Origin of the sequence: Streptomyces sp. NPDC050145 (assembly GCF_044460245.1) — a bacterium.
GTDB lineage: Bacteria > Actinomycetota > Actinomycetes > Streptomycetales > Streptomycetaceae > Streptomyces.
Genome location: NZ_JBITJS010000001.1, coordinates 684,866 through 698,549, shown reverse-complemented (window position 1 = coordinate 698,549; position 13,684 = coordinate 684,866). Strand labels below are relative to the sequence as shown.

General features: G+C 67.9%; 11 protein-coding genes. 7 read left to right on the top strand and 4 right to left on the bottom strand.

Annotated elements, in window-relative coordinates; translation table 11 throughout:
- Positions 1 to 522 precede the first annotated feature (522 nt).
- The 4 genes from ACIBTU_RS03485 to ACIBTU_RS03470 all read left to right on the top strand — a co-directional run bounded on the left by ACIBTU_RS03485 (position 523) and on the right by ACIBTU_RS03470 (position 6,597).
- Positions 523 to 3,066 (top strand): Helicase associated domain protein, encoded by a 2,544-nt coding sequence (locus tag ACIBTU_RS03485; RefSeq protein ID WP_399124201.1) that lies wholly within the window; start codon positions 523 to 525, stop codon positions 3,064 to 3,066.
- A 188-nt stretch (positions 3,067 to 3,254) separates the two neighbouring features.
- On the top strand, positions 3,255 to 4,820 hold the full coding sequence (locus ACIBTU_RS03480) for a Mu transposase C-terminal domain-containing protein (protein ID WP_399124227.1): 1,566 nt from the start codon (positions 3,255 to 3,257) through the stop codon (positions 4,818 to 4,820).
- A complete protein-coding gene (locus tag ACIBTU_RS03475; protein ID WP_399124200.1) occupies positions 4,817 to 5,596 on the top strand; it encodes an AAA family ATPase in 780 nt (259 codons plus the stop codon). Before ACIBTU_RS03480 ends, ACIBTU_RS03475 begins: the two co-directional genes overlap by 4 nt.
- Positions 5,593 to 6,597 carry a hypothetical protein gene (locus ACIBTU_RS03470; RefSeq protein ID WP_399124199.1) on the top strand — a complete coding sequence of 335 codons (1,005 nt, stop codon included), beginning with the start codon at positions 5,593 to 5,595 and terminating at the stop codon, positions 6,595 to 6,597. The genes ACIBTU_RS03475 and ACIBTU_RS03470 overlap by 4 nt, the downstream gene beginning before the upstream one ends.
- Before the next feature lie 77 nt (positions 6,598 to 6,674).
- Here the strand turns inward: ACIBTU_RS03470 and ACIBTU_RS03465 are convergent, their stop codons facing one another.
- Complete coding sequence (locus ACIBTU_RS03465; RefSeq protein ID WP_399124198.1) at positions 6,675 to 6,887, bottom strand: hypothetical protein; 213 nt, start codon at positions 6,885 to 6,887, stop codon at positions 6,675 to 6,677.
- Between the two features lie 84 nt (positions 6,888 to 6,971).
- Positions 6,972 to 7,373, bottom strand: a complete 402-nt coding sequence (locus ACIBTU_RS03460) for a DUF3846 domain-containing protein (RefSeq protein WP_399124197.1) — start codon at positions 7,371 to 7,373, stop codon at positions 6,972 to 6,974.
- A 1,364-nt stretch (positions 7,374 to 8,737) separates the two neighbouring features.
- On the opposite strand from ACIBTU_RS03460, the gene ACIBTU_RS03455 reads away from it, so the two are divergent.
- Positions 8,738 to 9,148, top strand: a complete 411-nt coding sequence (locus ACIBTU_RS03455; RefSeq protein WP_399124196.1) for a peptidase inhibitor family I36 protein — start codon at positions 8,738 to 8,740, stop codon at positions 9,146 to 9,148.
- Positions 9,149 to 9,210: 62 nt separating this feature from the next.
- Here ACIBTU_RS03455 and ACIBTU_RS03450 read toward each other — a convergent pair whose 3' ends face one another.
- The gene (locus ACIBTU_RS03450) at positions 9,211 to 9,453 is read right to left on the bottom strand and encodes a hypothetical protein (RefSeq protein ID WP_399124195.1); all 243 of its coding nucleotides are present in this window, start codon (positions 9,451 to 9,453) and stop codon (positions 9,211 to 9,213) included.
- An 868-nt stretch (positions 9,454 to 10,321) separates the two neighbouring features.
- On the opposite strand from ACIBTU_RS03450, the gene ACIBTU_RS03445 reads away from it, so the two are divergent.
- Together ACIBTU_RS03445 and ACIBTU_RS03440 are read left to right on the top strand one after the other, a co-directional pair.
- Positions 10,322 to 10,525: a cold-shock protein gene (locus tag ACIBTU_RS03445; RefSeq protein ID WP_399124194.1), complete on the top strand. Its 204-nt coding sequence runs from the start codon at positions 10,322 to 10,324 to the stop codon at positions 10,523 to 10,525.
- A 297-nt stretch (positions 10,526 to 10,822) separates the two neighbouring features.
- Entirely contained in the window at positions 10,823 to 10,987 is a 165-nt protein-coding gene (locus ACIBTU_RS03440; RefSeq protein WP_399124193.1) for a hypothetical protein, read from the top strand.
- An 887-nt stretch (positions 10,988 to 11,874) separates the two neighbouring features.
- Here ACIBTU_RS03440 and ACIBTU_RS03435 read toward each other — a convergent pair.
- On the bottom strand, positions 11,875 to 12,927 hold the full coding sequence (locus ACIBTU_RS03435; protein WP_399124192.1) for a DUF6292 family protein: 1,053 nt from the start codon (positions 12,925 to 12,927) through the stop codon (positions 11,875 to 11,877).
- Between the last annotated feature and the right edge of the window lie 757 nt (positions 12,928 to 13,684).

Below are 13,684 nucleotides of genomic sequence, written 5' to 3'. Positions count from 1 at the left end.
GAGAAGAAACTCCCCGACTCCGTCGGGGAGTTGCATCACTCCGTGATGCCGTGTCAGCAACGCTTCGCGTTGCTGACGGCTCGGATCGCTCCGCGATCCGGCCTGGCGGCCTGCGCTCCGCGCTGGCCTTGGGCTGGCTGTGAAGTGGGGTGTCTGGTCTGGGTGGTGACGGGGTTTCAGTGGGGTGTGCTTCGGTCTGGGGGCGCAGGGGCCGGCCTCCGGTTTAAGTGTTGAAGCTCGGTGTACTGTTCCCGTTCAAGGGTTCACCGTAGCAGCCTAGGCTAGTTTGAGGCCATCTCTTCGGGCGTGTGCGTCAAACTTTCAGTCCAGGTAGGTTAGTAAGTAAGAGGCGACATGCGATCCCAAGTCAGTTCGCCACATAGTGAGACCTGTATTCACAGAATGATCCGGTAGAGATCCTGTCCCGAAGAGGCTTTGGAAGCAGCGGATCCGACTTCTGAAAATACATCGTCCCGAGCGCGCGAGGTGCGGGAAATGGCAGCGGGAAGGGAAGCCGTGAGGATGGCTGGGCGTGCTTCGGAGCGGGTGCTGCGGCCCCACCAGGTCGAGGCGGTCGACGCGGTCGTGCGAGCCCTTGAGGCGCCCGCGGGCGGGCGTCTGCCGGCCGAGGGGCTGCGGTGTCAGTGCATCGCAGCGACTGGCTCCGGCAAGACCCTCATCGCCTCCGCTGTCGCCCAGAAGCTCCGTGCGCAGCGGGTGCTGGTGCTCGTGCCCACCCTGGACCTGCTTGTGCAGACTGCCACTGCCTGGCGGCGCGACGGGCACCGTGCCGGGGCGATGATCGGCGTGTGCTCGCTGCGCGCCGAGGAGTCAGAGGGCGTGCCGTGCACTACCGACCCAAGTGAACTCGTCGTGTGGGCACGGGACTTGGACACGGTGACCGTGTTCGCGACGTACGCGTCCGTCGGTCACGGTGTGCTGCAGCGCGCGCACGCTGCGGGCCTGAGGTCATGGGACCTGATGGTCGTGGACGAGGCGCACCGCACCAGTGGGGACGGGCTCAAGCCGTGGGCGGCGGTGCATGACCAGCAGAAGATCCCCGCTGGTCGGCGGTTGTACATGACGGCGACGCCGCGGGTGTGGGAGGCCGCCGAGGGGCGTACGGCGCCGCGGCTGATCGCGAGCATGAGCGAGAACTCGTCTCTCTTCGGACCTGTGGCCTACAAGCTGACCTTGTCAGAGGCGATCGGGCGAGGACTCGTGGCGCCCTATCAGGTGGTGTGTGTCGACATCCGTGACCCCGAGTACGGACAGCGTGCGCAGCTCGGTACGGGCACGGAACGGGTCCGTGGGGCGCGGCTGGCCGCGCTCCAGGCAGGCGTTCTGACCGCGGCCGCGCGGGAGAACCTACGCAAGCTGCTCAGCTTCCACTCCCGCGTCGCTGAGGCCGAGGCCATGGCGGCGGGGGTCGTGGATGTGGCCACGCGGTTGTGGGAAGGCGATCCACATGCGTATCCGGACCCTCGCCGGGTGTGGGCGTCCTGGCTGCACGGCGAGCATCCGCCCGCCCACCGGCGTGAGGTACTCGCAGAGTTCGACTCCGACGTCATCGAGGACCAGGAGGACGGGGGCGGCGAGCCTGGACTGCTGCCCGCGGCGCTGCGGGTTCTGGCGTCGGTCAAGGTGCTGGGTGAAGGCGTCGACACTGTCGCGGACTCGGTCGCGTTCGGCGATGTGCGCGGGTCCATGGTCGATATCGTGCAAATGGTGGGCCGTGCACTTCGAATGCGGCCAGGGCAGGGGAAAATTGCGTCGCTTATCGTTCCGGTGTTTCTCGCCGAGGACGAGAACCCCGACGGCATGCTCACCTCCCCGGCCTACAGTGCCCTGGCGAAGATCCTGGAAGCGTTGCGGGCACACGATGCGGACACCATCGAGGCCCTCGCTGACTCCCGTCTGCGCAGCGGTAGTTGGGAGGACGAGACTGCCGTCCAGGCCTGGGCCGGCGAGTGCGACGAGGAATTCGGGGGTGACCTCGAGGGCGACCTCGAGAGCCTCGGTGACGAAGCGCCGGCCGGACCGGTCAGCGCTGGGGCGCGGGAGCTGCTGAAGTTCTCCAGCCCGCGCGATCCGGTACAGCTCGCCCGGTTCGTGAGGCTGCGGGTGCTGGAGCCCGAGGGCGAGTACTGGCGCCGCGGCATCGAAGCCTGCGCGCGGTATGCGGAAGAGACCGGCACCGGGCAGTTGCGGGTGCCGTACGACTACGTCACCCCCGAGGGCTGGTCCCCGGCCGGCTTCCCCCTCGGAGTGTGGCTCAAGACGCAACGCACGGCCTACAAGGCCGGACGTCTGGACGCCGAGCGAGCCCGCGAGCTGGATGCGTTGGGGATGGTGTGGTCCCACCAGGACCTCGCGTTCGACGAAGGTCTCGCCGCTGCGCGTGAGTGGGCGGCCGAGCACGGTCACTTCCTGCCTCCGACGGGCGCGGTATGGAACGACTACCCGGTCGGGAACTGGGCCAAGGCCCAACGTGCCGCCGCCAGACTGGCCGCCGAACTCGAAGCGCGGCGCACGGCCGGCGAGCCGGTCGGGACCGAGGCCGGCGCGTTGCCCGAAACGCGGCGGGAGGCGCTGGAGGAGATCGATCCCGGATGGTGCCCGGCCTGGAACATTGCCTGGCAGCGCTGCTTTCGTCTCGTGAGGGCGCGTCTCGAAGCCGGGGGCAGCATGCCGACCGAGCCCGGCGACGTCGTGGTGCAGGGCGAAGACCTGGGGCGGTGGGTGACCGCGCAGCGGCACGGCTGGAGCGAGCTGCTACCCGCGCAGGCGTGGCTGCTGGGACACGTCCTCCGCCTGGAGGCCGCGAGCGAGGACGAACGGCCCGTACGGCGCACGCAGGACCACAAGTGGGCCCTCAACCTCGCCGCCGCCCGGCAGTACCAGGCCCGCGAAGGACACCTCAACGTACCGAGGAAGCATGTCGAACAGCTCGATGACGGCCAGGACGTGAAGCTCGGCATGTGGATCGACAACACCCGTCGCAGAGCGGCGAAACTGACACAGGAACGACTCGACGACCTCGACGACCTCGGCATGCGCTGGTGAAGAGACGCCCCTGCCACGCTGGATTTCGCCAGCCCTGATCAGGGCTCGGCAAACCTCCTCAGGTGATTCCCGCGTCCTTTGTGTGATCTTGCTCGGCGTGTCGAAGTGACGTCGCTGTGTCGTGGAGAGCCTGTGTGTGCTTGGAGGCCGGCCTGTTCGTGGGCCTGGATGCTCAGGCGGAGGAGGACATGGACGCGCAGGCGGTACGTGCTGCCGAGGTGAGCCGGGCAGCTGCGGTACAGCGGCTACTCGGGCTGGAGGCCAGGGGCGAGTTGGCGTCCCATCATGTCCGGCTGGTGGCTGAGGCATTGGGGAAGTCGGAGCGGACGGTGTGGCGGTGGCTGGCCGCGGCCCGGGCGGAGGGGCGGCTGGGCAGAGTGCCGGCCGTGCGGTTCACGGTGACGGCCGAGGTGCGGCAGTTGCTGGCCCTGTGGGGCGGGAACGCCTCGCGGGTACATGCCGAGCTCGTCGAGCGCGCCCATCGGGATCCGGGCCGGCCTGCGGTCCCGTCGCTGGCGACGCTGCACCGGGCGATCCGCCGGGATCTGACCGCTGGTGAACGCGCCGGGCTCCGGAAGGGCGAGAGGGCGCGGCGGGCGCATGACGTGTTCGCCAAGCGGCCGCCCACACATCGTGATGCGGTCTGGGAAGGCGACCACAAGCGGGTACCGGTTCAGGTCGATGTCGAGGGCGAGCTGGTCTGCCCGTGGGTCACGTGGTTCATCGACTGTGCGACCAAGGTCATCGTCGGTGTGGCCGTCACCCCGCATGCGCCGTCCAGGGACGCTGTTCTGGCCGCGCTGCGGTGCGCGATCGACCGGCGGCCGCCGTACGGGCCCGCAGGCGGGCTCCCCGCCACGATCCGGGTAGACCGGGGCAAGGAGTTCCTGTGCCGCACGGTCACGAGCGCGATGGGGGCGTTCGCCGTGGCGGTGGTGGATCTGCCCGCTTACACCCCGCACCTGAAAGGAACGGTTGAGGCGCTCAACGACGCCGTCGAGGAGATGCACTTCGTAGTGCTGCCTCGCTACACCCACCGGCAGAAACTCAGCCACGGGCGCCCGGCAGATCCAGACGCGCCCGCGCTCACCTTCGCTTCCTTCGTGGCCGGCCTGCTGACGTGGGTGTCCTGGTGGAACAGTGAGCACCGTCCGGCCGCGCTGGGCGGCAGAACACCGTACGAGGCGTGGGAGGCCGATCCCACTCCGCTGACTGATGTGGCGGCCGAACAGCTCGCCCGCTTCGCTCTCGAGGACGACGGTCGGGAGCGCACTGTCACCAGCCATGGCGTGCGGTGGCACCGCCGCGACTACATCGCCGACTGGATGGTGGGCCGCGCCGGCACCCGCGTCGTGGTGCGCCACTTGCCCCACCACGACGACCTCATCGAGGTATTCGACACCGCAGGAGAGCATCTGGGCAGCGCGTACTTGGCCGAGGCAGCCAGCCGGGAGCAGGTCCGCGCGCTCAAAGCCGCGCGTGGCGCGGCCGCCCGCCGGCTACGCGCCGATCTGAACGCCGCCGAGAAGCTGCGCCGGGACCGTTTCAAGGCGCAGACCACCGCGGCACCGCCCGTGCCGCGGCGTACCCCCAGCCGCGCCGAGGCGTTGAGTGAGCTCGGCGAGCGGGCCCGCAGTTCACGCAAGGCGCTGGCCCGCCCCGACCTCATTCCCCACAGTCCCGCACCCGAGGAGTGGGTGCATCCCTTCGACCCGACTCATGCTGAGCCTGACGAAGAAGGATCCTCACGGTGACACAAGCTGATCTGGAGTACGGGCGTCTGCCGGCAATGCGCGACGACCATTTCCTCGGCCTTCAAGGCGCCCAACTCGTCGGCACTGAGTCCTTGCTGACCACGCAGGACAACATCGAGGCGGTCATCAAGGCCAAGGCCATGATGTGCGCGTACGGGCCGGCCGGCTACGGCAAGACCATGGCCGTGAACTCCGCCCTGCGCAAACTGGCTCCCAGGGCCACTTACCGCCTCGAGCTACGGGCCGGGCCCACTCCGCGCGACATCCGCCACGGTCTGTTCTCCGCCCTGCGCCTGCCCGGCGAACCACCGAGGCGGCCCAGCGAGTTCGACGCCCTGCTCAAAGAAGCCCTCGCCGAACAATTCCGGGTCCTGGTCTGCGACGAGGCGCAGTGGATGAGCCGTACCGGATTCGAGTTTTGGCGCCACTTGTGGGACGACAAACACACCGACATCGCGGTCATCTTCGCCGGCGGCGACAACTGCTACCGCGTACTGCGCCGCGAACCCATGCTCGCTTCACGGATCTTCATCTGGCAGGAATTCACCCGCCTGCCCAAGGACCAGATCCGCAAGGTCATCCCCGCCTTCCACCCTCTCTGGGCCACATGCGAGCCCGAACTCATCGACATGGTCGACAGCGAAGCCGCCCACGGCAGCTTCCGCAACTGGGCCAACATCACCGCCCATCTCACGGCCGGCATGGACAAGACCGGTTCCACCCGCGTCACCGAAGAACTCGTCCACTGGGTCTACAGCAAGATCGGCGGCATGTGAGCCACAGCGCCGCCGCGGCAGCCCATCCCGGCGGCGCAAAGAACGGGGCAGGTGCAGCAGCTGCAGTCGTCATCGACTCCGAGGACCATCCGGCCTGGACGACGGCCGCCCTCGACGCGCACAACCTCACCAGCGGCCGCGTCACTGTCCATCCCTCCCCCGGCGCGTCCACCCCGCCCGCGCTGGCCCAGGACATCCTGGTGGCGCTCGGCAAACAGCTCCCGCCCCACGCCCCGGGCGCACCCCGGCACCGCGCCTGTTGGGCCGACATGGTCCAACCCTCCTGGACGGCGGCCGCCTGCTGGATCAACGCCTTACACATCGGTCACCTCATCGTGCTGCGCGCCCACATCCTCGCCCCGACACGCTGGGCACAACTCGATGAACTACGCCGCCGCACCGGGATCCACCTCACCCTCATCTGGCACGCGAAGCCCGACGCACGCCTTCGTACGCGAGCAGACCAGCTGGGCACCGGCCACCAGGTGATCGACCACCTGGATGCGGCACGGGCCCGGTACACGAGGAACGGCCCCGCACGTCCGGGTGCGACACTGCGCGCGACGGACAGCCTCCACGGGGCCCGCAGCGACACGCTCGGGGTGATCGAGCGTGTGCAGCGCATCGGACACCCGCTCCATGCCGCACTCCTCGCCGCCCAGACGATCCTCCCGCACACCGGGGCCGAACAACTGGCCGCGGTACGGCTCGCGGACCTGGCACCCGACGCGACTGCCCTCGCCCTGGCCGATCCCCCGTACCGGCCAACAAGCCCACGCCACTGGCATCGGGCCCCCGCGTGGGCGCAGCCGCTGCTGGTCGCCGCACGAGCCTGGCACTACCTACACAGTCACCAGCACCCCAGCAGGTATCTGTTCCAACACATCAACTTCCACCACCACAACCAACTCACCGACATTGCCGCCGGACTGGGCGTCACCCCCGCCATCAACATCCTGACCGGTGACCCTGCCTGGCCGACCCCACCCGATCCCCGCTGACCTGGACAAACATCCCTGGCGTGAAAGAGATCGGCACGCCGTTGACCAGCACACTCTGCAAAAACGACAGCGGTACCTCAGCAGATCCCGTCAGATTCGAAACCCACCTCTACCAGCCCCCGACACCCGCCAGACCACTGACATCTCCACACCGACCCACCACCGACAAACCAACCAACATCACCAGCCGGGACCTCGAAGAGGAGGCCGTGGGCGATGGCTTCGGCGCGCGTCGCGATCACGAAGACCTCGCCCGCGCCCTGGTCGCGGCCGTGGTCGTGCTGGTTCATGGTTGCCCTTTCGGATGGTTCTTCGGTGTGGCCCGGTGGGGCGGCGCTGCCACGGCGCCGCCCCCTCCGGGTGGTGAGGGTGGGTCAGTCGCTGGTGCGCTGGGTGGGGATGTGGCCGCCGCCCAGGGTCAGGAGCATTTGGAGCAGGTGGGCGGCCTCGTCGGCGGTCAGGCCGAGGGTGTTGCCCTGGGGGTCGGTGCCGCCGGTGAAGAGTGCCTGGCCGAAGTAGGGCTGGTGGGGCGGCCGGTGGAGGGCGTAGAGGCGGGTCGCCGGAGCGTTGAACTCGGCGCCGTTGAGCATGCCTTCGTCGTCGACCCACAGGGTCAGGGCCTCGGTGACGGTGACCGCGTCGATGTGGGTGCAGTCGCAGGCTGCGTAGAGGATCTTGAGGTGCTGGTTGTCGTTCTCGGGCCAGTCGAGCAGGCGAAACCTGCCGTCGGTGCGTACGAGCAGCGCGAAGCCCGGCTCGGTACGGGTGTTGGGCATGAGTCTCCCTCAGATGCGGGTGGTTTCTTCGGTGTTCGGGGCTTTGCCACAAGCCCTTCCGAACAAGACAAATATATCCTGCTTACGGGATTCCCACAGGGGTTTCCGGCGACTCTTTCGGGTTATTTCCGCAGGTCAGACGGGGTTTTGGGTGGGGTGGCGGGGGCACAGTGCGGGACGGGGTGGGGCCCCTCGCTACGCAGTGGCGAGGGCAAGGGGGCGGGCAGCGCGGAGCGAGTGAACGGGGCGCGGAGCGCACCGGGAACGACTGCCCGGCACCGCAGCGCGTGAGAGCGCGGAGCGCTCGGTGAGGGGCGGGCGCGGAGCGGCCACCCCTCCACGCGGCCAGACTGGTCAGCGCGGAGCGCTGCACCAGCCGCCCACCCCGACCCACGCTGCGCCCCCGCCACCCCACCCCTAAAAGGAAGACCCGGCGCGCCCACACCGGCCCGCACAGGCGCTCTCAGGCCCGCCCATTGCTGCGCCCCAGCCGCGCTGCGCCCACGCCTACCGGCGAACCACAGCCGGGCCGCTCCGGTCTCGTGAGCGGGGCGAACTCTGCCCGTCACGGACGAAGGCTCCGCATCCGTACGGACCGTACGGATGCGGAGCCTGGGCCTCTTCCTGTCGTCGCCCACCACCGACGCTAGGTGACGTACCGCCAGACCGCACGGCGAAAAGCCTTCGGCGTCCAAGGGGCGCACCCACGTACCTGCACCTCGCGGCCGGCGTCCGTCGCCCCCGCGGTCTCAGCCTGACCCAAGCCGACGATTTGCCGATGTCGCCGCGTGGTCGCTCCCGCGCCTCGCCCCTGCGCCGGCTGCTCTCAGCATGAGGGGTGCCGCGCGCTATTGCAGCACTCGCGGCTCGATACCTCGTCAGATTTTGCACGGAATGCATGCTTGGAGACTGTCTCGTCAAAGGGAATTGTTCACTCCGTGAATTACTAAGGGTGACCGTATCGGCGGTGCAAAATCCACTTGTAAACGAATCTCGGTCTGTGTGGTGTAGACCAGGGGCGAGTGTAAAGATCCACGAAACTCGACGACCTGAGGAGTGATGAACGAAAGATGAGCGTGCGCCGAACGATCGCCGCAACTGCAGCTATCCTGTGTGCTGCCACCATGGGGTTTGTAGCTCCGGCGAGTGCTGAACAAGTTGACTCCCTGCAGCAAGAGATAGACCAGGTCCTGCGGGACACTGACGGTGGAGTGTAAATCAGCAGAAACGAGATTGCGTGGTCGGGTGGGGAGGTGATACTGGCGTTCCCTCTGCCGGGCGAAGACCAAGCGCCAGTCAGCAGTCCTGCTGCGCAGAAGCTGCAGGCCAAAACTGCTGGACTTCCCCTGGACACCAGGGAGAGCATGGCCGATGTCATAGCAGCGAGCGCGCGCTCCCTGACAGATGACCCGCCGGCGCCTGAGGCCGTTGATGCCGCCGAAGTCGAACCTTCTTTCGGCACGATGGCAGCCGACTCCTGCCCCACGGTCACCTTCGGCAATGACTGGTACTGCTTCTACCAGTACAAGAGCTTCGGGGGCAGGCGGCTTCAGTGGAACGCGACGCACCATGAGCTCGTCTACTTCTCGAAGTATGACTTCGAGAACCGAACCTCGTCGTGGTCGAACAAGGGAGGGAAGACAATCAAGGTCTACGGGCGCCGCTACTCAGGCCAAAACGAGACTTGCTACTCGCCCCTCTGGATAGAGAACGCCCACGAGCGGTCCGCTGCCGCGAATTGGGACAACGCAGCTGACTGCTTCCTCACCAGCTGACCTGACTGTCACGAGGCGGGGCGCGAGGATCTGAATCCTCCCGCCCCGCCTCAAGGATTCGACTAGCCGTCGAACAAGGCTTCGTTCAGCCGCTTATGAACGCGCTCAAGCATTGTGGCCCGCCGATCGCTTCCTCGCCTCGCAAGGTCATGCAGGCGCTGCAGGTCGCGGTTCACTTGCTCGGCCAAACTGCGCTGCTCCTCAGTTCCGGTAGCTTCCAACGCTCCGATGCTTTCCTCGCTGCCGTCGTCGAGATCGGTCACCATCAGAACGGGTGAATCACCGCGCGACTCATCGAGGGTCATGCAGAACCTGAAGGGCCTGAGGACCACCACGGGAGTGCCTTGCTCGTCAGCTTCCCACCGAACGGTCCCGTCCTCGGACGCTTGCGTGAGCTGGCCTACGATGACATGACCTTGGTCCACATTATCCCCCACCGGTAGTCGTATCAGAGCACATTGTCCTAGGGACACTGGGGAACGTCCACACTTTCACGAGTAGGTTCAGTCACTACACGGGCACAACGGCGGGGTGATCGGGTGGGTCCGTGGCTGGGCCACCCCCTTGAGCAATTCCCGCAGAGCCACCCGACACACGTGATATTTGGACGCCGGATTCCCTCTGTCCGTCGTCGATGCATCTCAGCAGATCCTGGCCAGGCGCTTGAAGAACCGGGCGAGCTGGAGGATGCTCTCTCCTTCGGCGCCAGCATCCGGTCGCCCGCCCGATGGGATGCCGGCGATTGCGTGCGGCACGCCATCCCCACCTCTCGTCCCACACTGGCGTCGGCACGGTCGCATTCGCGGAGGGGCCTACGGCCGCGGCCACTGCGTCTTCGGTGACGTGCACGACGGCAACCTCTTGGCCCGCGGGGGCGCCGCCCTGGCCCGCAACTCGGTGACCGCATACGCGATCGCGGCCCTGTGAACAGCCCTCGGGTAACCGCCGCGTGGTGGCCTGGGCGGGCTCGATGGACGACTCGGTGGCGATGAGAGACGAGCGGCCGCCATCTGCCGGTGTAACGTCCTGCTTAGCTGTCATGGATCCGAAGTACCGGTCGCCCGTGAGTACGAGCTCACGGGCGCTCGGCTGTTCAGAGTCTCGGAAGACCAGGACGATCACCTCCGACTCCCGCACAAAGCGGGACCTTTTCGAGTCTCCCTGGAGGACAACATGGCCACCGGAACCGTGAAGTGGTTCAACGCAGAAAAGGGCTTCGGCTTCATCGAGCAGGACGGCGGAGACCCCGACGTCTTCGCCCACTACTCCAACATCAACTCCTCCGGCTTCCGCGAGCTCCAGGAAGGCCAGAAGGTCAACTTCGACATCACCCAGGGCCAGAAGGGCCCTCAGGCGGAGAACATCACCCCCGCCTGAGGAGTCGCAACTCCCCGATGCCCGCCCCGGCCAGCCGGGGCGGGCATCGTGCCTCCGAGGGGTTCATCCCGCCGTCAAGACCGACGCTTTGAGGCCGGTCGCTGCGTTCCACGCCGCCCGTCATAGACACCCACGACCAACTCCCGCACAGCCGAGTCACGCCCGCCCTCCCGGTAGCGAATGCCGTCCCCCTCCGGCGGCAGCCCACTCTCCTGCCCGATCGGGTGCCGCCGGCTTGTCGCGGTTCGCCAGCCCCATCGCGCGTCCCACACCCACGGCCACGGCGTCATCGGCGACGTGGACCACGTTCATGTCCTGGCGCACGGCCAGGCCCTCGGCCGCCTATCACTGCGGTACATCAACTCGGTCGAGACCCAGGAGGCCGGTCGACGGCTGGGCTCCTGGCACGAGAACGATCGAATCCTGAACGACGACCCGTTCATCGTCACCATCGGCGACTGATCTGGATCTGGCTGCGGGCCGCCCCGAGGGGCGGCCCGCAGTTCGTCACGGCTGGGCGATGCGCCAGATCTGAACGAGACAGTACTGGTCCTGACCACCCAGTTCTTCGTCACGCCCGGGCGGCATCTCCAGGGGTACCGAGGACCCTCGCAGTGGCGTAGTAAAGGGTCCGTTCTCGCGATTGAAAATCCAGCTCCAACGCATTCCGTATGTCCCGGGTGACGGGAGGACCAAAGGTACGGGTTCCGTTCCTGCCGCGATTACCTCAATTCCGAGATCGCCCGTGGGCAAATCGACAACTACATCCGCCTGACCTGACCAGGGCCCAGGAGGGGCCACCGGCTCAACCGACCAGCTCTCCAGACGAAGCGCAATCCGAAGCACCTGCGAAGGAACCTGAAGAAACACCATTCCAGGAGCAGAGAGAAGCCATTCCGATTGGCCGGAATCCGGCGAATATGCAGTCACACCCCTGTCAACAAGGCCGAACTGCCTGTAATCCGGAGACACTGAGGTCTCGAACGCGTCTAGAAGCCTGCTCACGCTTTCACCTTTCACAACTGGCCGACTCGAATGAATAGAGATGAGCGTGACGACAAGCCCAGGGCCCCGTCCCTGACCGCGAGGACGGGGGCGCGCATGCTCCGGCGGGCGCAGTCCCGCAGGAGGGCAGCCCACGACTCGGCCCGGCCCCATCCAGTAGTTCGACAGCGTTCTGCTCGGCGTGCGGCTTGGCGGTACGTCACCTAGCGTCGATGGCGGGCGACGACAGGAAGAGGCCCTGGGCTCCGCATCCGTACGGGATGCCGGGTGGCCCCGAGACCGGCCCCATCGCCAGGACTCTAAGCGACGGCTCTGACAGCCCAGCCGGACCTTGCGAAGCAAGCTCACAACGGGTGCCTGCTACCTCGCCGGCCGTCGTAGACCGAGGTGATCAGATCCTGAGCCGGCACTTCCGCGTCTGGGCTCAGGTAGCGGATGCCGTCTCCTACCGGCGGTGCTCCGGTCTCCCTGCCGATCGGGTGCCGACGGTTGGCCGCCGTGCGCCAGCCCCATCGCTCGTCCCACACCAGCGCCGGTACCGGAGCGTCCGCGGCGAGCACCACAGCCGCGGCCACTACGTCATCGGCGACGTGGACGACGTCGACGTCCTGGCGCACGGCCAGGCCCTCGGCCGCCAGGGCGTCGGCCACCTCCTGGACGTACGGGCGTGCTGCCCGGGCCCGCAGTTCGGTGACTGCGTAGGCGGTCGCGGCCCGGTGGGTCACCTTCGGGTAGCCGAGCCGGAGGGCGGCCGCAGCCGGCTCGAGGGTCGGCTCGGTGGTGATGAGGTCGGCGATGCGGGCTCCGCGCAGGCGGGACAGGGCGCGCGTGGCGGCGGCGAAGGACAGGCCGAGTTCGCCCATGACGGTCTTCGACGTCACGGCCGGGTCGATGTCGAGGAGGGCACCGACGCGGGCGGGGATCTCGTCGCGGGGCACCATGTCCCCGCTGCCCGTCGGCCGGCCCGTGCTCCCCGTGTGGCCGGGACCGGTGTCCCGGGCCGTGCGATAGGCCTCGACGACACGGCGGGGACAGTGGTCCACCCCCTTGACCTTGACCAGGTGCGGGCGGATCCGCGGGTGGGACTTGTAGGCGTCCCACGAGCTCACCGCCACCTTCAGCACAGCCGCGGCCTCGCTGCGGTCCAGGAGGTCCTGGCCGTCATCGACGGCAGGGAGTTGCGGGACCGGGGTGCCGGCGTAGTAGGCGGCGGTCTGCTCGCGGTCCCACAGCAGCACCCGCGCACCGTCCGAGCTGATCGGCGCAGGAAAGCCCGGGGCCGTGTAGGGCTTGCGTTTGATGAACGTGGACGGCTTCATCCCTGTGAACGGGGCCGCCGCCACCGCCAGCTCCTCCCGCGACTGCACGAAGTCGCCGCGGCCAGCCCGGATCACCACGCCCGACCCGCTCCGAACACGTCGGTGCACTCAGCGCAGACCACAGTCACCCCTCCAGACAGGACCCGACGAACGCCGACCATCGTCAACGAAACAAATCTACCGGGCTCTCGCGAACCTGGGACGCAAACCAGCCCCGACGCCACCCGACCGCAGCTACACTCGGGCCAGCCCCCCGCTCGCGGGTGGTTCTTCGGTGGCCGGCGCCCTTGCCACCCGCCTCGGCGGATTGGGCGCCGGCCAACTTCATGCCTGGCCTCACAGGAAGCCCGCCCCGGTCACGGGCAAAACACCATCTTGTCGCGGTTCACCCAGTCGGAGACGACCGGCATGGTCTCGAGCGCGTGGGCTTCCTGCCAGCGAGCGACGAGGGAGGATCAGACCAGCCAGGGCGCCACCAGGTCAAGACTCAAGCGATACAGGGGGTTTGACCTGCCCTTCAGCGATCGTGGACCGCAGCGTCAGGCAGGCGAGAATGGCGCGTGTGACAGTTCTTCCACCGCTCACGCGGCAGCTGGGCCGAGGCGACACCCCACCCTCATGAGCCGGACCTCGGTGCCCTGTTCGGACCCAGCAGCGGCGGACTCAGCAGAGAGCAGCACAGCAGGCAGAGCGCCGAGGTCCGGCGTATGGAGCGGCCGGGGCCCCGGGGGGGGGCCGCCCCCCCCCCCGGGGGGCCCCCCCCCCGGGGGCCCCCAAAACCCCCCGTCGGCCGGGCGGGGGCGGCCCCGGCGGGGGGCGGGGGGCCACCCGCCGG